The sequence below is a fragment of the Streptomyces sp. NPDC050528 genome, from assembly GCF_044457795.1.
In the GTDB taxonomy this organism is placed as follows: Bacteria; Actinomycetota; Actinomycetes; order Streptomycetales; family Streptomycetaceae; genus Streptomyces.
This window is the reverse complement of sequence record NZ_JBITHH010000021.1, coordinates 130,905-150,950: the sequence shown is the minus strand read 5'-3', so window position 1 is coordinate 150,950 and position 20,046 is coordinate 130,905. Positions and strand designations below refer to the sequence as shown.

Annotated in this window: 19 protein-coding genes; 10 read left to right on the top strand and 9 right to left on the bottom strand. The window is 69.9% G+C overall.

Annotated elements, in window-relative coordinates:
- Positions 1–11: 11 nt before the first annotated feature.
- Together ACIBK4_RS47625 and aspS are read right to left on the bottom strand one after the other, a co-directional pair.
- Positions 12–1,004, bottom strand: coding sequence for an intradiol ring-cleavage dioxygenase (locus ACIBK4_RS47625; RefSeq protein ID WP_399005929.1), 993 nt, complete (start codon positions 1,002–1,004; stop codon positions 12–14).
- Positions 1,005–1,150: 146 nt separating this feature from the next.
- A complete protein-coding gene (gene aspS / locus ACIBK4_RS47620; protein WP_399005927.1) occupies positions 1,151–2,914 on the bottom strand; it encodes an aspartate--tRNA ligase in 1,764 nt (587 codons plus the stop codon).
- 165 nt (positions 2,915–3,079) lie between these two features.
- Here aspS and ACIBK4_RS47615 point away from each other — a divergent pair, with 165 nt between their 5' ends.
- Positions 3,080–5,248 carry a SpoIIE family protein phosphatase gene (locus ACIBK4_RS47615; protein WP_399005925.1) on the top strand — a complete coding sequence of 723 codons (2,169 nt, stop codon included), beginning with the start codon at positions 3,080–3,082 and terminating at the stop codon, positions 5,246–5,248.
- On the opposite strand, the gene ACIBK4_RS47610 is transcribed toward ACIBK4_RS47615, so the two are convergent.
- The 3 genes from ACIBK4_RS47610 to ACIBK4_RS47600 form a co-directional block, all read right to left on the bottom strand.
- Entirely contained in the window at positions 5,176–6,264 is a 1,089-nt protein-coding gene (locus ACIBK4_RS47610) for an AI-2E family transporter (protein ID WP_399005922.1), read from the bottom strand. The genes ACIBK4_RS47615 and ACIBK4_RS47610 overlap by 73 nt on opposite strands.
- A 73-nt stretch (positions 6,265–6,337) precedes the next feature.
- A complete protein-coding gene (locus tag ACIBK4_RS47605) occupies positions 6,338–6,730 on the bottom strand; it encodes a peptidase inhibitor family I36 protein (protein WP_399005920.1) in 393 nt (130 codons plus the stop codon).
- Positions 6,731–6,812: 82 nt separating this feature from the next.
- The gene (locus tag ACIBK4_RS47600) at positions 6,813–7,619 is read right to left on the bottom strand and encodes an AraC family transcriptional regulator (RefSeq protein ID WP_399005918.1); all 807 of its coding nucleotides are present in this window, start codon (positions 7,617–7,619) and stop codon (positions 6,813–6,815) included.
- 126 nt (positions 7,620–7,745) lie between these two features.
- Between ACIBK4_RS47600 and ACIBK4_RS47595 the strand changes: the two genes are divergently transcribed.
- Positions 7,746–8,915, top strand: a complete 1,170-nt coding sequence (locus ACIBK4_RS47595; protein ID WP_399006013.1) for an MFS transporter — start codon at positions 7,746–7,748, stop codon at positions 8,913–8,915.
- Between the two features lie 13 nt (positions 8,916–8,928).
- Here ACIBK4_RS47595 and ACIBK4_RS47590 read toward each other — a convergent pair whose 3' ends face one another.
- Entirely contained in the window at positions 8,929–9,369 is a 441-nt protein-coding gene (locus tag ACIBK4_RS47590; protein ID WP_399005916.1) for a VOC family protein, read from the bottom strand.
- 352 nt (positions 9,370–9,721) lie between these two features.
- On the opposite strand from ACIBK4_RS47590, the gene ACIBK4_RS47585 reads away from it, so the two are divergent.
- The gene (locus tag ACIBK4_RS47585) at positions 9,722–10,306 is read left to right on the top strand and encodes a hypothetical protein (RefSeq protein WP_399005914.1); all 585 of its coding nucleotides are present in this window, start codon (positions 9,722–9,724) and stop codon (positions 10,304–10,306) included.
- Positions 10,243–10,563 carry a GNAT family N-acetyltransferase gene (locus tag ACIBK4_RS47580; protein ID WP_399006011.1) on the top strand — a complete coding sequence of 107 codons (321 nt, stop codon included), beginning with the start codon at positions 10,243–10,245 and terminating at the stop codon, positions 10,561–10,563. The genes ACIBK4_RS47585 and ACIBK4_RS47580 overlap by 64 nt, the downstream gene beginning before the upstream one ends.
- Here ACIBK4_RS47580 and ACIBK4_RS47575 read toward each other — a convergent pair.
- Both ACIBK4_RS47575 and ACIBK4_RS47570 read right to left on the bottom strand, forming a co-directional pair.
- Complete coding sequence (locus ACIBK4_RS47575) at positions 10,460–11,431, bottom strand: pirin family protein (protein ID WP_078622785.1); 972 nt, start codon at positions 11,429–11,431, stop codon at positions 10,460–10,462. The two genes, ACIBK4_RS47580 and ACIBK4_RS47575, sit on opposite strands and share 104 nt — an antisense overlap.
- A 127-nt stretch (positions 11,432–11,558) precedes the next feature.
- Positions 11,559–12,029 carry an SseB family protein gene (locus tag ACIBK4_RS47570; protein WP_366433167.1) on the bottom strand — a complete coding sequence of 157 codons (471 nt, stop codon included), beginning with the start codon at positions 12,027–12,029 and terminating at the stop codon, positions 11,559–11,561.
- Positions 12,030–12,178: 149 nt separating this feature from the next.
- On the opposite strand from ACIBK4_RS47570, the gene ACIBK4_RS47565 reads away from it, so the two are divergent.
- From ACIBK4_RS47565 to ACIBK4_RS47545, 5 genes are all read left to right on the top strand, one after another.
- On the top strand, positions 12,179–14,005 hold the full coding sequence (locus ACIBK4_RS47565) for an acyl-CoA dehydrogenase (protein ID WP_399005911.1): 1,827 nt from the start codon (positions 12,179–12,181) through the stop codon (positions 14,003–14,005).
- 163 nt (positions 14,006–14,168) lie between these two features.
- Complete coding sequence (locus ACIBK4_RS47560) at positions 14,169–15,464, top strand: M18 family aminopeptidase (protein ID WP_399005909.1); 1,296 nt, start codon at positions 14,169–14,171, stop codon at positions 15,462–15,464.
- Positions 15,465–15,651: 187 nt separating this feature from the next.
- The gene (locus tag ACIBK4_RS47555) at positions 15,652–15,891 is read left to right on the top strand and encodes a DUF6458 family protein (protein ID WP_266859456.1); all 240 of its coding nucleotides are present in this window, start codon (positions 15,652–15,654) and stop codon (positions 15,889–15,891) included.
- Between the two features lie 212 nt (positions 15,892–16,103).
- Positions 16,104–17,144, top strand: a complete 1,041-nt coding sequence (locus ACIBK4_RS47550) for a glycosyltransferase (protein ID WP_399005906.1) — start codon at positions 16,104–16,106, stop codon at positions 17,142–17,144.
- Positions 17,145–17,187: 43 nt separating this feature from the next.
- The gene (locus ACIBK4_RS47545) at positions 17,188–17,352 is read left to right on the top strand and encodes a hypothetical protein (RefSeq protein ID WP_366095946.1); all 165 of its coding nucleotides are present in this window, start codon (positions 17,188–17,190) and stop codon (positions 17,350–17,352) included.
- Positions 17,353–17,392: 40 nt separating this feature from the next.
- Here ACIBK4_RS47545 and ACIBK4_RS47540 read toward each other — a convergent pair whose 3' ends face one another.
- On the bottom strand, positions 17,393–19,249 hold the full coding sequence (locus tag ACIBK4_RS47540; protein WP_399005903.1) for a thioredoxin-like domain-containing protein: 1,857 nt from the start codon (positions 19,247–19,249) through the stop codon (positions 17,393–17,395).
- Between the two features lie 31 nt (positions 19,250–19,280).
- On the opposite strand from ACIBK4_RS47540, the gene ACIBK4_RS47535 reads away from it, so the two are divergent.
- Positions 19,281–19,997 carry a hypothetical protein gene (locus ACIBK4_RS47535; protein ID WP_399005901.1) on the top strand — a complete coding sequence of 239 codons (717 nt, stop codon included), beginning with the start codon at positions 19,281–19,283 and terminating at the stop codon, positions 19,995–19,997.
- Positions 19,998–20,046 lie beyond the last annotated feature (49 nt).

Below are 20,046 nucleotides of genomic sequence, written 5' to 3'. Positions count from 1 at the left end.
CGTCAGCCGGTCTAAGCCGACGGTGACGGTGACGCCGACGCGCTCGGTCCCCCCGGCCCGCCCGGCCCCCCACCGCCCTCCCCGTCGTTCGTCTGATCCGGCGCCACCCCCAACGTCAGCCGCGCCCGCACCCCCCGCCCGATGTGCCGCCTGTCGTACTGGAGGTACAACAGGCCGCCCTCGTGGCCGTTCTGGGGATAGATGCCGTCCTCCGTCAGCGTCGTTCGGGTCGTCGTGTTCGAGACGTACGGCTCCAGGACCGACGTCGCGATGACCGACTTCTCGTCGAAGAAGAGCTGGCCCGTGTGGCAGGTGTGGCCGCCCTCGTAGCCCGCGTCCGTCCACTCGCCGGCGACGTGGACCTTGACGTGGATGTGGACGCAACGGCCCTGGTACCAACCCGGGAAGACCGTCCTGAAGCCGACGTGACCGTGGTGGTCCGTGTGCCACGTGCCGCGCAGGAAGCGGTCGTCGTCGGTCGGTTCCTGGTGGCCTCCGCCGCCGCCGGGCGGGCCGCCCGTGGGGGTGCCGGTCGGGGTGCCCGACGGCGGTGCGCCCGTGGGGGCCGGGCCGCCACCGCCGCCGCCCGCCTCGTAGCCGGAGTAGACGCCCGTCGCGTTGCAGTGCCAGATGTCCACGGCCGCGTTGCGCAGCGGTCTGCACGTGTCCGCGTCGATCACCTTGAGGTCCAGGGCGAGCGGGATACCGGGCTGGTCCTCGGTCACATCGCGGCGGATCTTGTCGGCGTCGATGTAGTACGGGCCCTCGACCAGTTCCGAGGTGAGCGTGTAGCAGGTGTCCTCGGTCGAGGTCGCCGCCGCGGGCGCCGGGGTGGCCTCCTGCGCGGAGGCGTTCGCCGACAGCACGCCGCCTACGCCGACCGCCGTCACCGCCGCGCCGCCGGCCACCAGGACCGTACGGCGGGCCAACTGGCCTCCGGGTTCCGGGACTTCGGAAGCCGTGGGGGGTTGAGAATCCGTGGGGGGTACTCGGGAATCCGTCATGCCGGGGACGCTAGGGGCGCCCGACATGACATGAACATGAGAATGCGCTGTGAATCCTGTGCGTAAGCGAAAGGGCTCGAAACCGATGCCGGTTCCGAGCCCCAACGCCTCAAGGCCTAAACGCCTCAACTACCGCCAGCCGCGTACTACTTCGGCTGCGGCTTCCGCACCGACAGATGCAGCTCACGCAGCCGCGTCTCGTCCAGCTCCGTCGGCGCGCCCATCATCAGGTCCTGCGCGTTGCCGTTGAGCGGGAACGCGATCGTCTCGCGGATGTTCGGCTCCTCCGCGAGCAGCATGACGATGCGGTCGACGCCGGGGGCGATCCCCCCGTGCGGCGGGGCGCCGAAGCGGAACGCGCGCAGCATGCCCGCGAACTGCTCCTCGACGGTGTCACGGTCGTAGCCCGCGATCTCGAAGGCCTTGAGCATGATGTCGGGCTCGTGGTTCCGGATCGCGCCGGAGGACAGCTCCACGCCGTTGCAGACGATGTCGTACTGCCAGCCCAGGATGTCCAGCGGGTCCTGGGTCTCCAGGGCCTCCAGACCGCCCTGCGGCATCGAGAACGGGTTGTGCGAGAAGTCGATCTTCCCGGTCTCCTCGTCCTTCTCGTACATCGGGAAGTCGACGATCCAGCAGAAGCGGAAGACGCCCTCTTCGAAGTGGCCGGCGCGCTTGGCGGCCTCGACCCGCACCGCGCCCATGATCTTCGAGACCTCTTCGAACTCGCCCGCGCCGAAGAACACCGCGTGGCCGGAGGCCAGCGACAGGCGCTTGGTCAGCTCGGCGATGTTCTCCTCGGTGAGGAACTTCGCGATCGGGCCCGTCAGCGAACCGTCCTCGGTCACGCGGACCCAGGCCAGGCCCTTCGCGCCGAGCGTGACCGCGAAGTCGCCGAGCTGGTCGAAGAACTTGCGGGGCTGCGCCGAGACGTCCGGCACCGGCAGCGCGCGCACGTGCTTGCCGGCGAAGGCCTTGAACTCCGAGCCCTCGAACACGTCGGTGATGTCGGTGAGTTCGAGCTTGGCGCGCAGGTCCGGCTTGTCGGAGCCGTACTTCAGCATCGACTCGCGGAACGGGATGCGCGGGAAGGGAGAGGTGACCGGCTGGCCGCCGCCGAACTCCTCGAACAGCTCCGTCATCAGCTTCTCGATCGGCTGGAAGACGTCTTCCTGCTCTACGAAGCTCATCTCGACGTCGAGCTGGTAGAACTCGCCCGGCGAGCGGTCCGCGCGGGCGTCCTCGTCCCGGAAGCAGGGCGCGATCTGGAAGTAGCGGTCGAAGCCGGAGATCATCAGCAGCTGCTTGAACTGCTGCGGCGCCTGCGGAAGGGCGTAGAACTTGCCCGGGTTCAGGCGGGACGGGACCACGAAGTCGCGTGCGCCCTCGGGGGAGGTCGCCGAGAGGATCGGGGTGGCCATCTCGTTGAAGCCGAGGGCGACCATCTTCGAGCGGATCGAGGCGATCACCGAGGACCGCAGCATGATGTTGCGGTGCATGCGCTCGCGGCGCAGGTCCAGGAAGCGGTACTCCAGGCGCCGCTCCTCGTTGACCCCGTCCTCGGTGTTGATCGTGAAGGGGAGCGGGGCGGCCGCGCCGAGCAGCTCGACCTCGCCGACCTCGACCTCGATCTCACCGGTCGGCAGATCCGGGTTCACGTTGTCCGTGCCGCGGGAGACGACCTTGCCGTCGACGCGGACCGTCGACTCCTTGGTCACCTTGTCGAGGGCCTCGTACGCGGGCGTGCCGGGGCGGGCGACGAGCTGCGTGATGCCGTAGTGATCGCGCAGATCGATGAAGAGGATGCCGCCCAGGTCGCGCCGATTGTGCAGCCAGCCACTCAGCCGGACGTCGGTGCCGACGTCAGAGGCGCGGAGCTCGCCGCAGGTGTGGGACCTGTACCGATGCATCGTCGTTCATCCAGCCTTCGCGGATCGGGGAGTGTTTCACGTGAAACGTCCGGGGCCGAAGCCCGGACCTCCCAAGGGTACCGGCCACCCATGGAGCGCCTCCCCACCATTAACCACGGACGCCATCAGTGGCACTTATCGATCTCCTCTTCTTACAGTGGGGCAATGCGCACTGGTGAGCCCCTGCCCGCCGTGGGGGAGGTACTCGCCGCCCTCGCGACCGGTCTGTGGCATTGGGACACCGCCTCGGAGCTGGTCACGGTGGACGCCGAGGCCGCACGGCTGCTCGGGCTGCCCCCCGAACAGACCACCCTCACGGAGGCCCAGACCCGGGCCCGACTCCACCCCGTGGACTGGAACGAGATCACGGGGGTCGTCGGTCTGGCCGTCGCCGAGGGCACCCTCGCCGAGGTCCGCATCCGGATCATGGACGAGCGCGGCCGGGTCATCCGCGTCGTCCGCAGCCGCTCCAAGCCGTCCTACAACCCCGAGAAACGGTCGTACGAGCTGATCGGCACGCTCCAGGAGGTCACCGAGCCCACGCCGGGCACCCCGGCCGGGCGGACCGCGGTCACCGGTGACTGGCGGCGCTCCCGCGAGGCGTTCCTCCTGGACGCGGGCCGGGCGCTCGCGGAGGCGCGGTCCACGGCGGAGGTGCTGCGGGTCGCGGCGGGCCTGTCGATGCCGGGCTTCTCACCGGACGGCCTCGCGGTGTTCGGCGTATCGGGCGACCGTCTGACGATCATCGGCCACCACGGTCATCAGCCGGGCGACGAGGACCCGTTCTCGCACATGTCGATGGTGACCGACTACCCGGCCGCCGAAGTCGTACGGACGGGCCGTGCCGTCTATCTGTCCACGCCCGAGCAGTACAAGGAGCGTTACCCGGTCACCTGGCCGCTGGCCCAGCCCTTCCACCGGCAGTCCTGGGCGTTCCTGCCGCTGACCGTGGCGGGCCGGACCATGGGCGCCTGGATGGCCGCCTTCACCTACCCGGTCGCCTTCACACCGGACGAGCGCTCGGTCCTCACCACGGTGGCCCGCATGCTCGCGCAGGCCCTGTCCCGCGCCGGGGTCGCCGAGTCCGAGCGCGAGCTCACCGACGGGCTCCAGCGCTCGATGCTGCCCACGCTGGGCCCGGAGATCCCGGGCATGAGCGTCGCCGCCCGCTACATCCCGACCGGCGGCGGCCTCCAGGTCGGCGGCGACTGGTACGACATGATCCCGCTGCCCAACGGCAGGATCGCGCTGGTCATCGGTGACGTACAGGGCCATGACGTGCGCGCCGCCGGGCTGATGGGCCAGCTCCGCATCGCCCTGCGCGCCTACGCCTCCGAAGGGCACCGCCCGGACGCCGTCCTCTCCCGTGCCTCCCGTTTCCTGCACGGCATCACCAACGGCGACGCCGAGAAGGCCGACCCGCGCTTCGCGACCTGTCTGTACGTCGAGGCCGACCCGGCGACCGGGGTCCTGGAGATCGCCCGCGCCGGCCATCCCGACCCGGCGATACGCATGGCGGACGGCACGGTGCTGATGCGGCCCACGGCGGGCGGACTGCCCCTCGGCATCGACCCGGACGCCGACTATCCGACGACCACGCTCGCCCTGGAGCCCGGCGAGACCATGCTGATCTGCACCGACGGCCTGATCGAGACCGGCGGCCACGACCTGGAGACGGGCTGGCTGCGCATCCGGACGATCCTGGAGGAGCACAAGGGCGACCTGGAGGAACTCGCCGACGCCCTCGTCCAGGCGGTCCACGGACCCTCCTCGCACCACACCACCGGCCCGCTCGCGGACCGCCGCGAGGACGACATCGCCGTACTCCTGCTCTCCCGCGAGGGCGAGGCCTGCGGCTGCGGCGACACGACGACCGTCCCGCCGAAGATCCGCCGTACGGTGCTCACCGTCGCGCAGGCCGAGCCCGAGCGGATCGCGGTGGCCCGGCAGCAGCTGCGCGAACTCCTCCACGACTGGACCGGCGCCGACCAGGTCGACTCGGCGGTCCTGCTCGTCTCCGAGATGCTCACCAACGTCCTCGTGCACACCGACGCCGACGCCCTGCTGACCGCCGAGGTGACCGGCGAGGTGGGCGAGCGGCGGATGCGGATCGAGGTCACGGACGCCGGCGACGACCTCCCGCACAAGCGGCACCCCGGTGAACTGGCGTCCTCCGGGCGGGGGTTGCTCCTCATCGAACTCCTCGCCGAGACCTGGGGCGTCGACCCGAGGGGCGAGGGCAAGAGCATCTGGTTCGAGCTCTACGAGTCCGACGGCTCGGGCGACGGCGTGGTCACCGGCGACGTCTCGGAGTTCGGGTCCTGGGACGCGTAACGCTCCCGCAGTTCGTGGACGACCCCGAAGGCGGCCGCGGTCAGCGGCACCGCGAGCAGCATGCCGAGGATTCCGGCGACGGACGCGCCCGCGGTGATCGCGATCATCACGACCGCCGGGTGCATCTGCACGGTCCGGCTCTGGATCATCGGCTGGAGGACGTGGCCCTCAAGGACCTGCACGGCCAGGACGACCCCGAGCGCCCACAGCGCGATGACGACACCCCGGTCGGCGAGCGCGACCAGCACCGCGACGGCCCCGGAGAGGAACGCGCCGAGGTAGGGGATGTAGGCGCCGACGAAGACGAGCGCGGCCAGGCCGAACGCCCCCGGCACGTCGAGCACGAGCAGCCCGATGCCGATGCAGAGGGCGTCGATGAGGGCGATGACGGTGGTCCCGCGCATGAAGCCCTCGACGCCCTCGAAGGCACGGCGGGCCATGGCCTCGACGAGGTCGGCGGTGCCGTGGGGCGCGAGCGAGCGCAGCAGCCCGGCGGCGCGGTCGGAGTCCCGGAGGAAGAAGAAGACGAGCAGCAGCGCCAGCACGGCCATCGCGATGGTCTCGCCGACGACGCTGACCCCGCTGATGACGTTCGAGGCGGCCGTCCCGCCGAACTTCGTGAGCAGTTCCTTGGCGTTGGAGGCGAGGTCGTCCAGCGAGGTGCCGGCGGCGCCGAAGTGGTCGGAGACGGAGTTCGCCGCGTCCTTGAGCGAGGACACGATCTGGTCCCCGGTGTCGATCAGCGCGGCGACCACGATGTACACGGCCCCGCCGACCACGGCGACGACCGCGACGCAGGTGACCATCGCGGCGATGGACCGGTTCACGTGCGCCTTCACCAGCCGCCGGTACAACGGCCCGAGCAGCGCGGTGCCGAGCAGCGCGAGCAGCACGGGCGTCACGGCGGTCCGCAGCTCGGAGCAGAGCCGGATCCCGACGTAGCCGACGCCCGAGACGAGCAGCAGGACGACACACCAGGCGGCGAGCCGCCGTACGGGAACGGGGAGAAGCTGCACGGTCCTACCCGACCACGCATCGGGCGGGCCGTCCTGTGGGGACGGCCCGCCCGAGTGACGAGAGGTCAGTACGTCAGCAGCGGGTGTCTACCGCGTCGATCCGCGTGCCGAAGTTGGTGTCGTAGGCCTGGGCGTAGTCACCGGTGTTGACGGCCCGCTTCTCCTGCGGGCTCCAGTCGATGAAGCAGCCGTTGGCGTTGGCCTTGAAGGAGTACACGTGGTCGTGGAGGTTGGACGGCATGTCGCGGTACCCGGAGGCGGGGCTCCATCGCCAGGGGGTGCCCGAGTAGTTCCTGTCGTGCCAGAAGCAGATCTCCCCGGCCCCGCAGTTCTCGTCCGCGCGGTGGAGTGCGGCGCTCGCCGCCTGGTCGGTGGAGGGGGTACGGGCCTGGGAGGGGCCGGCCGCGCCGGTCAGGGCGAGACAGGTGGCGGCCAGGGCGACGGCCAGACTCATGCGGATGCGCACGGGTGACTTCCTTGCGGTCGGTGTCCACTTTCAGCCGGTCTCTTTCCGTGCGCGGGACCTTCATGCGCCGACCGGCTCCAGGTCACCCGGACGGAGCACCCGCGGTGTCGTCACGCCGCGGCTTGTCCATGCCCGCGCGGTAGGTGCCGGGGGTGATGCCCGCCGTCTGCGCGAAGGTCTGGACGAAGGCGCTGGTCGTCGCCCATCCGCAGGCGTGGGCGGTGTCGGTGACGGTGGCGCCCTCGGCGAGCATGACCATCGCGGTGAAGATCCGGACCCGGGTGCGCCACTGCGGAAACGTCATGCCGAACTCGTCGCGGTAGAGGCGCGAGAGGGTGCGCTCGCTGGTGTGCACGCGGCCGGCGAGCTCGGCGAGGGTGCAGGGCTCGTGCAGGTCCTCCTCGACGAGCCGGCAGGCGTCGGCCAGCCGTTGGTCACGGGCCGCGGGCAGCGCGACGGGCTCGGCCGTCACACGGCGCAGCCTGTCACGCAGCACCGCCTCGATGTGCCGGGTCTCGGTGTGGGTGAGGGGAGTGTCGGTAAGCGTGCTGCCGGTGAGCGCGATGAGCAGTTCGCGCACCAGCGGGTCCACGGCGACGACCGTGGGGCGTTCGGCGTCGAGCAGGGGCGTTCTGTCGTGGGCGGGGAAGCCGACGGTGTGGAAGCGGCTGCGGCCGTAGAAGCGGTGTTCGTGCCAGGTGTGCGCCGGGATCCACACGGCGCGGTCGTTCGAGGCGATCCAGGAGCCGTGTTCCGTGGTGATCGCGAGCACGCCCGAGCTGACGTAGATCAGCTGGTGGTCGTCGTGGCGGTGCCGGTCGATGGTCTCGCCGCCACCGAGGAACCAGGTGACGGTCGGTGCGACGGGCTCGTGGCGGATTTCCGACATGGATAGGCAGAATACGGGAAGCGCGCCCGGGGTGTCCCCGCCCATCGTGGATGCGTGACAACCCTCCAGGAACAGGAAACAGACACTCCCCGTGCGGCGGGTGGTCCGCCCGGACACTGGCGCCGGATGCGGATCTGGGCGAGCGCCCACGCCGTCGACGACTTCTACCAGGGCCTCGTACCCGCCGCGGTCCCCTACTTCGTGCTGCAACGCGACTTCAGCTACGTACAGGCGTCGGGCCTGGCCCTCGCCGCGACGCTCGGCAGCGCACTGCCCCAGGTCCCGATCGGACTGCTGGCCGACCGCTTCCGGCTGCGCTGGATGTCACCGCTGGGCGTGAGCCTCGCGGGCATCGGGGCGGGCCTGTCCGGCCTGACGCCCTCCTACCCGCTGGTCTTCGCCCTCCTGCTCATGGCGGGTATCGGCATCGCGATGTTCCACCCGCCGGCGGGCCGCGACGCCCGCCGCGCGGCCGGGGGCAGCGCCACCGCGATGAGCTACTTCGCTGCGGGCGGCAGCGTCGGCTTCTTCGTCGCCCCGGCGCTGGTCACCCCGGCCCTGGACACCCTCGGGATGGGCGCGACGGCGCTCTTCATCCCGCCCGCCGTCCTCATGGGCTTCGTCCTGCTGCGCCACCACAACCGCACCTCCGCTACGGCGGCCAAGGCGGTCCGGCGCCCGGGCAAGGACCGCCCGGGACGGTTCGCGGCCCTGACCGCCGTCGAAATCGTCCGGTCCACCATCTCGACCGGGCTGAACACCTTCATCTCGCTGTACTGGATCCGGCACCTGGGAGCGAGCAGCGGCCTCGGCGGCCTCGCCCTGACCCTCGAACTGGGCGGCGGTGTGGCCGGCACCCTGCTCGGCGGGCGGCTGGCGGACCGCATCGGCATGGTGCGCACCGTGCAGATCGGCAACGCGGCGATGCTGCCCACCCTCTGGCTCATGCTGATCTGCGACGACAAATACGCCGCGCTGCCCCTCGCGCTGCTGGTCGGCCTGATCTCGAACATCCCGTTCGCCGTCCTCATCAAGCTCGGCCAGGACTACCTCCCCAGCCGCCCCGGCACCGCCGCCGGCGTCACCCTCGGCCTCGCGATGAGCGCGGGCGGCCTGTTCATGCCCCTGCTGGGCCTCATCGCGACGCACTACGGTCCCCGGGGCGCGCTCGCCGTGCTGGCCACGGTGCCGGTGCTGGCGATGCTGCTGTCGGCGTTCTTGCGCGAGCCGGTACAGGAGGAATCGGCACAGGAGGACGCGGTGCAGGCCGAGGAGACAACCCGCACCGCCCCCTGACAAGCCTCCAGCCTCACCCCAACTGCTCGGCCAGCCCGACGATGATGCCCTCCGGACCGCGGACGTAGCAGAGCAGATAGCTGTCCTCGAACCGGGCGATCCCGCCGACGAGTTCGGCGCCGTGCGGGCGCAGGCGGGCGACCGTGTCCTCGATGTCGTCGACGGCGAACATGACGCGGTGCGTGCCCAGGATGTTGTGCGGCCGGTCGCGCGGACCGTCGCTGGTCGCCTCGGGGCTGCGGTACTTGGCCAGTTCGAGCCGACTGTGACCGTCCGGCGTCCGCACCATCGCGATGTCGCAGCGAACGCCGTCGAGCCCGGTGCACTGATCGGCGACGGGGCCCTCGATCTCCGCCCGCCCCTCCAGCTCCATACCGAGCTCCACGAAGAACGCGACGGCGGCGTCCAGGTCGTCGACGACGATGCCCACGTTGTCCATCCGCTGAATCGCCATGCTGATCTCTCCTTCTTCCCGTACGACTTCCTTACGGCTTCCCCGTACGGGCGGTGGTGGCCGCTGATGTCCCTGGGACGGAGCCGGGGGCACGTTCTCGACAACCATCCGCCGTGCTGTCCAGAGGAACTCACCGCAATGGGCGCCGAAACAACGCGGCCTGACTTCCTCGACCGCGACTGACCCCGGTTATACGAGGCGGACCCCACGGCAACGCCGTACCAGTCGGCCACCCGGCTGTCGGCGTGGGCCACGCACCTGGACGCAGCCGGTACGGCCACTGATCCTCGCCATGCCGGGAGCGGCCCTGGCACTGGTACGCCGATCCGAACCCGACGGCACGCAACGGCTGATGCCACTCTCCGCACCGCACGCGGAATACGTGGGCCCGGTCGGCCCCGCAGCCCAAGACCCCGCCACCGTCGCCCACTTCACCACCCACCTGGAACAACTGGCCGACGAAGACGGCGACGTCATCGAGGTCACGGACATCCCGGCAACGCGCGCCTGGTCCAAGTCCCTTACCGACAGTCCCCGTTGGCGGTGCGAGCCCACTCCGTGCGCGAACGTCCCCCTGCCCGTCGCCTACGCCGCCATGTCCCGCTCGACCCGCAAAGAACACCGCCGCCGTACCCGCGACTGGGACAACCTCACGGCATCCGGACGGCACGTGGCCTACCGGCGCACCGCGACCGTCACCGAACTGACCACCGCCTACGCCGAGTTACTCGATCTGCACGGCCTCAGGCACCCTCACGAGGACCAGGCACACACCGAGAAGACCTGGACGGCGGTCCTGCAGAACACCGGATCGGACACGGCCTTCATCGCCACGCTGGAACTGGGCGCGATCACCGTGGCCGCCAACTCTGCCTGTACCGCGACCGTCGCTGCTACTCCCTGCGCCCCGCCGTACACCCCGCCCACGCCCACCTAGCCCCCGGTCACGCGCTACTCCGCCACCTCACCGAGGACCTGAGCACGGCCGGCTTCACCCACCTCGACCTGGCCCACAACACACGAAGCCCCGTCCACACAAGGACGGGGCTTCGGACTTACCGCTCTACTGCGCTATGGAGCCTTACGGGGCTTACAGGCCGCCCTCACCCATCCCATGAACCGCCGGAATCGTCCCCAGCCGCCCCTTCTGGAAGTCCTCGAACGCCTGCTGCAGCTCCTCGCGGGTGTTCATGACGAACGGACCGTAGTGCGCCATCGGCTCGCGGATCGGCTGGCCGCCGAGGATCGCGACCTCCAGGTCCGGGGTGTTGCCGTCCTGCTGCTCGTCCGCGCGGACGGTCAGGGACGAACCCGCGCCGAAGACCGCGGTCTGGCCCATGTGGATCGCACGCCGCTCCGCACCGACCGAACCCTTGCCCGCCAGGACGTAGGCGACACCGTTGAAGTCCTCGCGCCAGGGCAGCGTGACCTCCGCACCCGGCGCCACCGTCGCGTGGATCATCGTGATCGGCGTGTGCGTGATACCGGGACCCTGGTGACCGTCCAGCTCACCGGCGATGACCCGGAGCAGCGCGCCGCCGTCGGGGGTGGTGAGCAGCTGGACCTGGCCACCACGGATGTCCTGGTACCGCGGCGGCATCATCTTGTCCTTGGCAGGCAAGTTGACCCAGAGCTGAAGCCCATGGAACAGACCGCCGGACACGACCAGCGACTCCGGCGGCGCCTCAATGTGCAGCAGGCCCGCGCCCGCCGTCATCCACTGCGTGTCGCCGTTCGTAATGGTGCCGCCACCGCCGTTGGAGTCCTGGTGGTCGAAGACGCCGTCGATGATGTACGTCACCGTCTCGAAGCCGCGGTGAGGGTGCCACGGCGTGCCCTTGGGCTCGCCCGGGGCGTACTCCACCTCGCCCATCTGGTCCATCATGATGAACGGGTCGAGGTGGCGGTAGTTGATCCCGGCGAACGCGCGGCGCACCGGGAAGCCCTCACCCTCGAAACCGCTCGGCGCGGTCGAGACGGCGAGCACGGGACGTGCCACGGCGTCGGCCGGCGCGGCCACGCGGGGCAGGGTCAGCGGGTTCTCTACGGTCACTGCAGGCATGTCGGGACCTCCTTGTGCGTCGAGTTTAGTTGAGCGTTGAACTTTCTGCTACCCCACAACAGAAGAAGCCCGGAGGGCATTCCCTCCGGGCTCACACCGGGACAAAGCAGCCGATACGGGGTCGCGATCAGCCGTACATCCTCCGCATCGCGAACTCCACCATCTGCTCGACCGCCTTCGCGTCGAACACCATCCGGTGCTCGCCCTCCATGTCGACGACGAAGCCGTACCCCGTCGGCAGCAGGTCGATGACCTCGGCGCCGGTGATCACGAAGTACTTGGACTCCTTGCCGGCGTAGCGGCGCAGTTCCTTGAGCGAGGTGAACATCGGGATCACCGGCTGCTGGGTGTTGTGGAGGGCGAGGAAGCCCGGGTTGTCGCCGCGCGGGCAGTACACCTTGGAGGTCGCGAAGACCTGCTGGAAGTCCTCGGCCGCCATCTGCCCGGTGGTGAACGCGCGCACCGCGTCCGCGAGCGAGGGCGGGGACGGCTCGGGGTAGAGCGGTGGCTGCTGGCCGTAGCCGCCCACGCCACCGGCCTGCTGCTGGGGCGGGACGTACCCCTGCTGAGCGCCCACGTTCTGGTCGTAGCCGTACATGACGGCAAGAGTACTGAGTCACAGATGGACGGCTTGGGGTTGCGTCTTATTACCGGCGGGTAGCATCATCGTAGCTACTGCTTGGTACACATCGTTATACGCAGCTCAGTACACATCTCGTTGCACACATCTCTTACGGAGTCGTCGCCATGGGGCACTACAAGTCGAATCTCCGCGACATCGAGTTCAACCTCTTCGAGGTCCTCGGGCGCGACAAGCTGTACGGGACCGGTCCGTTCGCGGAGATGGACACGGACACCGCGAAGAGCGTGCTGGCGGAGCTGACGCGCCTCTCGGAGAACGAGCTGGCCGAGTCCTTCGCGGACGCCGACCGCAACCCTCCCGTCTTCGACCCCGAGACCAACACCGCGCCCGTGCCGGCCTCCTTCAAGAAGTCGTACAAGGCGTTCATGGACTCCGAGTACTGGCGTCTCGGCCTGCCCGAGGAGATCGGCGGCTCCACCGCGCCCCGCTCCCTCATCTGGGCCTACGCGGAGCTCGTGCTCGGTGCGAACCCGGCCGTCTGGATGTACTCCTCGGGTCCCGCGTTCGCGGGCATCCTCTTCGAGGAGGGCAACGAGGTCCAGAAGCACATCGCGAAGATCGCCGTCGACAAGCAGTGGGGCTCCACCATGGTCCTCACCGAGCCCGACGCGGGCTCGGACGTCGGCGCCGGCCGCACCAAGGCCGTCCAGCAGGACGACGGCTCCTGGCACATCGAGGGCGTGAAGCGCTTCATCACGTCCGGTGAGCACGACATGTCGGAGAACATCCTCCACTACGTCCTCGCCCGCCCCGAGGGCGCCGGCCCTGGCACCAAGGGCCTGTCCCTGTTCCTCGTCCCGAAGTACGAGTTCGACTTCGAGACCGGCGAGCTGGGCGAGCGCAACGGCGCCTACGCGACGAACGTCGAGCACAAGATGGGCCTCAAGGCGTCCAACACCTGCGAGATGACCTTCGGCGACCGGCACCCCGCCAAGGGCTGGCTGATCGGCGACAAGCACGACGGCATCCGGCAGATGTTCCGCATCATCGAGTTCGCCCGCATGATGGTCGGCACGAAGGCGATCTCCACGCTGTCGACGGGCTACCTGAACGCGCTGGAGTACGCCAAGGAGCGCGTCCAGGGCCCCGACCTGGCGAACTTCATGGACAAGACCGCGCCCAAGGTCACCATCACGCACCACCCCGACGTGCGCCGCTCGCTCATGACGCAGAAGGCCTACGCCGAGGGCATGCGCGCCCTGGTGCTGTACACCGCCGCGATCCAGGACGAGATCCAGGTCAAGGAGGCCTCCGGCGAGGACACCGCCACCCTGGAGGCCCTCAACGACCTGCTCCTGCCGATCGTGAAGGGCTACGGCTCCGAGAAGGGCTACGAACAGCTCGCCCAGTCGCTGCAGACCTTCGGCGGCTCCGGGTTCCTCCAGGAGTACCCGATCGAGCAGTACATCCGGGACGCGAAGATCGACACCCTGTACGAGGGCACCACCGCGATCCAGGGCCAGGACTTCTTCTTCCGGAAGATCGTCCGCAACCAGGGCGCGGCCCTCAACTCCCTCGCCGAGGACATCAAGAAGTTCCTCGCGCTGGGCACGGGCGGCGAGGACCTGGCGGGCGCCCGCGAGCACCTCGCCAAGGCGGCCGTCGAGCTGGAGGCCATCGTCGGCCTGATGCTGACCGACCTCGCGGCGACCGAGCAGGACGTCAAGAACATCTACAAGGTGGGCCTCAACACCACCCGCCTGCTGCTCGCCTCCGGCGACGTCGTCGTCGGCTACCTCCTCCTCAAGGGCGCGGCCATCGCCGCCGAGAAGCTGGAGACCGCTTCTGCCAAGGACAAGGCCTTCTACACCGGCAAGATCGCGGCTGCGAAGTTCTTCGCGGCCACCGTTCTGCCCGGCCTGACCCTCGCCCGCAAGGTGGCCGAGGGCGTAGAACTGGACCTGATGGAGCTGGACGAGGCAGCCTTCTAGACGACCGCGGACGTTTTCCGGCCATCCGCGGACGCCTTCCGGGCAGCCGCCGAACACGTTCCAGGACAACACCGGTACAGCTTCGCGAAACCCCACATCGCCCTTGTGAGGGCCCGCTCCCACCCCCGGGAGCGGGCCCTCGTACGTCGTTAAGGTGAACCCCATGAGCGAACCCTCCCGCTTCGACCGCGGCCACACCGACGACCTGATGTCCTTCCTGGCGGCGAGTCCCACGCCGTACCACGCCGTGGCGAACACCGCCGAGCGGCTGGAGAAGGCCGGCTTCAGGCAGGTCGCCGAGACGGACGCCTGGGACGGGACGAGCGGCGGCAAGTACGTGCTGCGCGGTGGCGCGATCGTGGCCTGGTTCGTCCCCGAAGGCGCGGCCCCCCACACCCCCTTCCGCATCGTCGGCGCGCACACGGACTCCCCGAACCTGCGGGTCAAGCCGCGTCCCGACACCGGCGCGCACGGTTTTCGCCAGGTCGCCGTCGAGATCTACGGCGGGCCGCTGCTCAACTCCTGGCTCGACCGCGACCTCGGTCTGGCCGGGCGGCTGACCCTGCGGGACGGTTCGACGCGGCTGATGAACGTGGACCGGCCGCTGCTCAGGGTGCCCCAACTCGCCATCCACCTGGACCGTTCCGTGCCGACGGACGGGCTCAAGCTGGACAAGCAGCGGCACCTCCAGCCGATCTGGGGCCTGGGCGACGACATCCACGACGGCGACCTGATCGCCTTCCTGGAGGAGGAGTCGGGGCTCGCGCCGGGCGAGGTCACCGGCTGGGACCTGATGACGCACTCCGTGGAGGCACCCTCCTACCTGGGCCGTGACCAGGAGCTGGTCGCCGGTCCGCGTATGGACAACCTGCTGTCGGTGCACGCCGGCCTGGCGGCCCTCGCGTCCGCCGCGGCCGGCGAGAACCTGCCGTACATCCCCGTGCTCGCCGGTTTCGACCACGAGGAGAACGGCTCGCAGTCCGACACGGGCGCGGACGGGCCGCTGCTCGGCGGGGTTCTGGAGCGCTCGGTGTTCGCGCGCGGCGGGTCGTACGAGGACCGGGCGCGGGCCTTCGCCGGGACCGTCTGCCTGTCCTCCGACACGGGTCACGCGGTGCACCCGAACTACGCGGAGCGGCACGACCCGACGCACCACCCGCGGGTCAACGGCGGGCCGATCCTCAAGGTCAACGTCAACAACCGCTACGCCACGGACGGTTCGGGCCGGGCGGTGTTCGCCGCCGCCTGCGAGAAGGCGGGCGTGCCCTTCCAGAGCTTCGTCTCCAACAACTCCATGCCCTGCGGCACGACGATCGGCCCGATCACCGCGGCCCGGCACGGCATCAAGACCGTCGACATCGGCGTGGCCATCCTCTCGATGCACAGCGCCCGCGAACTCTGCGGCGACCGCGACCCGTTCCTGCTGGCCAACGCGTTGGTGGCGTTCCTGGAGGGGTAGCGCCTGTCCGGCGGGTCGGGTCGTGGGGGACCCCGGGTTTCCGGTGAGCGGGAGTCCGGTGCGTGCGGCCGCATGACGGGCCCGGCCCCGTCCGCCCTGATCAACTCCCGCCCGGCGCATGGGTGTTGTTTCCCCGGGTACCCGGAGGCGGACCGGGCCGACCGGACCGGACAGGGAGGCGACACTCATGGGCCTGGGCGGATGCATCATCCTGATAGCCGTCGGCGCGATCCTCACGTTCGCGACCGACTGGCACATGCAGGGGGTCAATCTCGACCTGGTCGGCGTCATTCTCATGGTCGTCGGGCTGATCGGCGTCGTGACGTTCAGCAGCATGGCCCGGCGCCGCCGCGTGGTGATACCGGGTCAGACGACGGTCGTCGAGGACGACGAGTCGCGCGGCTACCGCGGTGGCTACGGCGCCTGATTCCGAGCGGATTCAGGGCTTACCCCGCACACGGGCGGAATCGCCCGCACAGGACATCCAAAGACAACCGTGAGCAATCCGTGACTCCAGTCGCATTGTGGAGTTGTGTGAACATCGTGAAGACTCTGTGCGGTTGAGGGTCCGGGGGAGGCAGCCCCGGGCCCGTCTCACGATGACTGCGGGGGGCCACTGCCTTGCTCGATCCACGGCTGGTGGTGCTCATACCGGCCCACAACGAAGCGGACCGCATCGGCGCCGCCATCGAGGGCCTGTGGCGACAGACCCGCAAACCCGACCTCATCGTCGTCGTCACGGACAACTGCACGGACGACACCGCCGCCGTCGCGGCCTCGCACGGCGCCCAGGTCTTCGCCACGCAGGGCAACACCCACAAGAAGGCCGGCGCCCTCAACCAGGCCATCGACTGGGTCCTGCCCCACCTCGACGAACGCGACCTCCTCCTCGTCCAGGACGCGGACACCGTCCTCAACCCGTGGTTCAGCGAGACCGCGATCGCCACTTTCAACCGCAAGGTCGGCGCCGTAGGAGGAGTTTTCTACGGCGAACAGGGCGGCGGCCTCCTCGGACTGCTCCAGCGCATGGAATTCCAGCGCTACGCCTGGGAGTTGGACCGCACCGGCGGCAAGGCGCAGGTCCTCACCGGCACCGGCACGATGTTCCGCGCCCGCGTCCTGCGCGAGGTGCGGCAGGCCCGCCTCGACGGTCTCATCGGCGGCGGCGACGGCTACTACAGCCTCGCCTCCCTCACCGAGGACGACGAGATGACCAAGGCGGTCAAGACCCTCGGCTACCGCGCCATGTCCCCCGCGGGCTGCGCGGTCACCACCGAGGTCATGACCAGCCTCCCCAAACTCTGGCACCAACGCCTCCGCTGGCAGCGCGGCGCCCTGGAGAACCTCCGCGACTACGGCTGGACCAAGGTCACCGCCCGCTACTTCCTCCAGCAGTTCCTGATGGGCTTCGGCGCCCTGTCGTTCCTGGTCTACCTGACCTTCATGGCCACCTACACGACGGTCTACGGCTTCCCCGGCCTCTCCCCGTTCTGGACCGCCATCGGCGTGATCTTCGTGGTCGAGAAGATCGTCTCCGTACGCCGCGCCGGACCCGTCGCGGTCCTGGTGGCCGCGCTGATGGTCCCGGAGATGCTCTACGACCTCTTCCAGCACGCCGTCTACTTCTCCTCCCTGTGGGGCCTGGCCCGCCGCAGCGAGGAGAAGTGGGTGGCCACCTAGCCCACCCCTCACGCACGTTCACGCACCTCAAGGAGACACGTTTATGTACGGACGAGTTGTCGGCGCCGGCACCACAGGCGCCGGTGGCGCCACGCTGGCCGCGACGGGACTGTGGTTCAACAGCATGGCGATGATGGTCGCGGCGACCACGCTGGTCGCGGCGGGGATGGCGCTGTACAAACTGGCACCGCGCCCGCGCCGCCGCTGAATAGACGAGGACCCTTGCCGGTCCCTGTCGGTCCCCCGTTTCAGGCGTTCTGGTCGGCTCGGTCGTCCATGCCGGCCAGCACGAGGGGGAGACGGTCCGCCCCGCCCTCGGTGAGGCGGACCGGGACGCCCCAGTCCTGCTGGTGGACATGGCAGGCGGGGTATTCGTTGGCAGGGTCGTCGTCGCAGGAGGCGGCCATCGCGGAGACGTGCAACACGCCTTCCGCCACGGCCGGGTTGAGGGCCAGGGTGCGGTTCAGGTCCGTGCCCGCGCCCTCTCCGCCGACGAGCAGCTCGGGCGGGGTCGCGGAGACGAGGAGCCGGGTCGAGGGGCCGTAGCGCGTGTCGAGCTTCTGTCCGGCCGGGGCCTGGAAGATGACGTCCAACTTCAGCTCGCCGGGGGCGACTTCGGTGGCCGCGCGCTGGGTGCGATGGGCGACGGACTCGACGCGTACGGCCTCCTCCGGGAGGCGCAGCCGGGTCAGCCGATGCCGTGCCGACTCGACGACCAGGATGTCGTCGCCGACGAGGACGGCGTCGCTGGGCTCCCTCAAGTCCGTGGCCAGCGTGGTGACTTCGCCGGTCGCGGGGTCGTAGCGGCGCAGGGCGTGGTTGTACGTGTCGCTGATCGCGACCGAGCCGTCCGGGAGCGCGGTGACGCCCAACGGGTGCTGGAGCAGGGCCTGTTCGGCGGATCCGTCACGATGTCCGAAGTCGAAGAGTCCGGTGCCGACGGCGGTGTGGACGGCGCCGTCGAGGTCCACCCAGCGCAGGGCGGACGTCTCGGAGTCGGCCAGCCACAGCCGGTCGGCGGTCGCGGCGAGTCCGGAGGGCTGCGCGAACCAGGCCTCGGGTCCGGATCCGTCGACGAGGCCTTCGTTGGTGGTGCCGGCGGTGACGAAGACTGTGTTGTCGTTCGGGTCGTAGGCCCAGAGTTGGTGGACTCCGGCCATGGCGATCCACACCTTGCCCTGCCACCAGGCCACGTCCCAGGGGGACGAGAGGCTGACCTCGCGGGCGGGGCCGGAGGTGGGCTCGCCCTGCATCCACTGGCGGCCGGTGCCCGCGAGGGTGGTGACGGCGCCGGTGGTGAGGTCGAGCCGTCGGAGCGCGTGGTTCACGGTGTCGGCGACGACCACGGAACCGTCGTCGAGGAGGGCGAGGCCCTGCGGTTCGTTGAAGGTCGCGGAGTCGGCCGGACCGTCGTGCAGGCCGCGCGCGCCGGAACCGATCCGGCGTACGACCGTCTCGCCGTCCGCCGCGAGCTCGACCAGCTGATGCCGGGTGGTGTCGCTGACGAGGAAGGTGCCGGAGGGCAGGGCCAGCGCCTTGCCGGGGAAGCGCAGGACCGTCGGCTCCGGCTCCGGGGCCACGTACGGGCCGTCCCCGCGCCGGAGCGTGCCCTTCGCCGTGTGCTCGGTCTCCAGCTCCTCCACCAGGCGCTCGATGGCATGCGCGTGGCCCTCGCCCGCGTGCTGTGCGACGACGTAGCCCTCCGGGTCGATGACAACGAGCGTCGGCCAGGCGCGGACGGCGTACTGCTTCCAGGTCGCCAACTCCGGGTCGTCCAGCACCGGATGCTCGACGCCGTACCGCTCGACCGCGTCCACGACCGCCTGGTGCTCGGCCTCGTGCACGAACTTCGGCGAGTGCACGCCGATGATCACGACCGTGTCCCGGTGCTTCTCCTCCAGCTCCCGGAGTTCGTCCAGGACGTGCAGGCAGTTGATGCAGCAGAAGGTCCAGAAATCCAGGATGACGATGCGTCCCCGCAGGTCGGCGAGGGAGAGATGCTCGCCGCCGGTGTTCAGCCAGCCGCCCTTGCCGGTCAGTTCGGGAGTGCGGACACGTACACGTGAAGCCATACCCCCATCCAACCGCACGGGTCGTGGAAGCATTCCGTGTGGGCCTGGGACAGGGGAGGAACAGTTGGCCGGTGACGGAGACGAGACGGCGGCGAGAGGCGCGGGAAGCGCCGCGCAGGGGTTCATGGCGCTGCCAGGGCGCACGGAGGACGGGAGGCAGCTGTTCCGGAAGTGCCTGGCGGACACGGTCCGGGTTCTGCGGCTCGATGTCGCCCCCGAGCCGGACGCCGGTGATGAGCGGCAGTGGGAACACCAGGTGCGCGCCGCCTTGCGCAAGGCATGCCGCCAGGAGTTGGTTCTGCCCGAGGCGTCCTTCGGGGTCCTCATCAAGGCGGCGGTCCATGACCCGAACCCGAGCTTCAACCGCCAGTTCGTCGAGCCGGCTCTGAATGCCTTCGGATACCGGCGCGTCCGCCGCGCGCTGCTGGGCTGTCTGCGGACGGGCACCGACCAGGAGCGGGCAGGCGCCGCGCGGGCCTGGTACTGGTCGGCGCTGCCGCTTCAGCTCTCCAATGTCAGGGCGGAGGACTCGGACGTCGAACGCCGGGCGGGGGCCGACGACAGGTCTGCCGTGGTGGGTGAGTGGCACGAGGCCGCGCTCCGTGAGTTCGTGAACAACGAGCACCTCGACGTCCGGCGCTCCCTTCTCCCCGGACTGCCGCTCCGGACGTCGGCGTACCCGCCCGCGCTGCACGACCTCGTGGAGGCGGCGGTGACAATCGCCCGATCGCATCCGGACGAGTACATCCGTCACCGCGTGGAGCACCAGGTCAGTGGTTGATGAGCCGTTGTCCCCCGGGCCTCTTCGCTCACCCGAGCGTGAGACCGGG

Excerpts from the sequence above, each read along its gene's own strand:
- ACIBK4_RS47615 (WP_399005925.1), top strand. The coding sequence starts at position 3,080 with ATGCGCACTGGTGAGCCCCTGCCCGCCGTGGGGGAGGTACTCGCCGCC.
- ACIBK4_RS47575 (WP_078622785.1), bottom strand. The coding sequence starts at position 11,431 with ATGCCTGCAGTGACCGTAGAGAACCCGCTGACCCTGCCCCGCGTGGCC.
- ACIBK4_RS47625 (WP_399005929.1), bottom strand. The coding sequence starts at position 1,004 with ATGACGGATTCCCGAGTACCCCCCACGGATTCTCAACCCCCCACGGCT.
- ACIBK4_RS47540 (WP_399005903.1), bottom strand. The coding sequence starts at position 19,249 with ATGCTTCCACGACCCGTGCGGTTGGATGGGGGTATGGCTTCACGTGTA.
- ACIBK4_RS47560 (WP_399005909.1), top strand. The coding sequence starts at position 14,169 with ATGAGCGAACCCTCCCGCTTCGACCGCGGCCACACCGACGACCTGATG.
- ACIBK4_RS47595 (WP_399006013.1), top strand. The coding sequence starts at position 7,746 with ATGCGGATCTGGGCGAGCGCCCACGCCGTCGACGACTTCTACCAGGGC.
- ACIBK4_RS47600 (WP_399005918.1), bottom strand. The coding sequence starts at position 7,619 with ATGTCGGAAATCCGCCACGAGCCCGTCGCACCGACCGTCACCTGGTTC.
- ACIBK4_RS47590 (WP_399005916.1), bottom strand. The coding sequence starts at position 9,369 with ATGGCGATTCAGCGGATGGACAACGTGGGCATCGTCGTCGACGACCTG.
- ACIBK4_RS47555 (WP_266859456.1), top strand. The coding sequence starts at position 15,652 with ATGGGCCTGGGCGGATGCATCATCCTGATAGCCGTCGGCGCGATCCTC.
- aspS (WP_399005927.1), bottom strand. The coding sequence starts at position 2,914 with ATGCATCGGTACAGGTCCCACACCTGCGGCGAGCTCCGCGCCTCTGAC.
- ACIBK4_RS47570 (WP_366433167.1), bottom strand. The coding sequence starts at position 12,029 with ATGTACGGCTACGACCAGAACGTGGGCGCTCAGCAGGGGTACGTCCCG.
- ACIBK4_RS47585 (WP_399005914.1), top strand. The coding sequence starts at position 9,722 with ATGCCACTCTCCGCACCGCACGCGGAATACGTGGGCCCGGTCGGCCCC.
- ACIBK4_RS47545 (WP_366095946.1), top strand. The coding sequence starts at position 17,188 with ATGTACGGACGAGTTGTCGGCGCCGGCACCACAGGCGCCGGTGGCGCC.
- ACIBK4_RS47565 (WP_399005911.1), top strand. The coding sequence starts at position 12,179 with ATGGGGCACTACAAGTCGAATCTCCGCGACATCGAGTTCAACCTCTTC.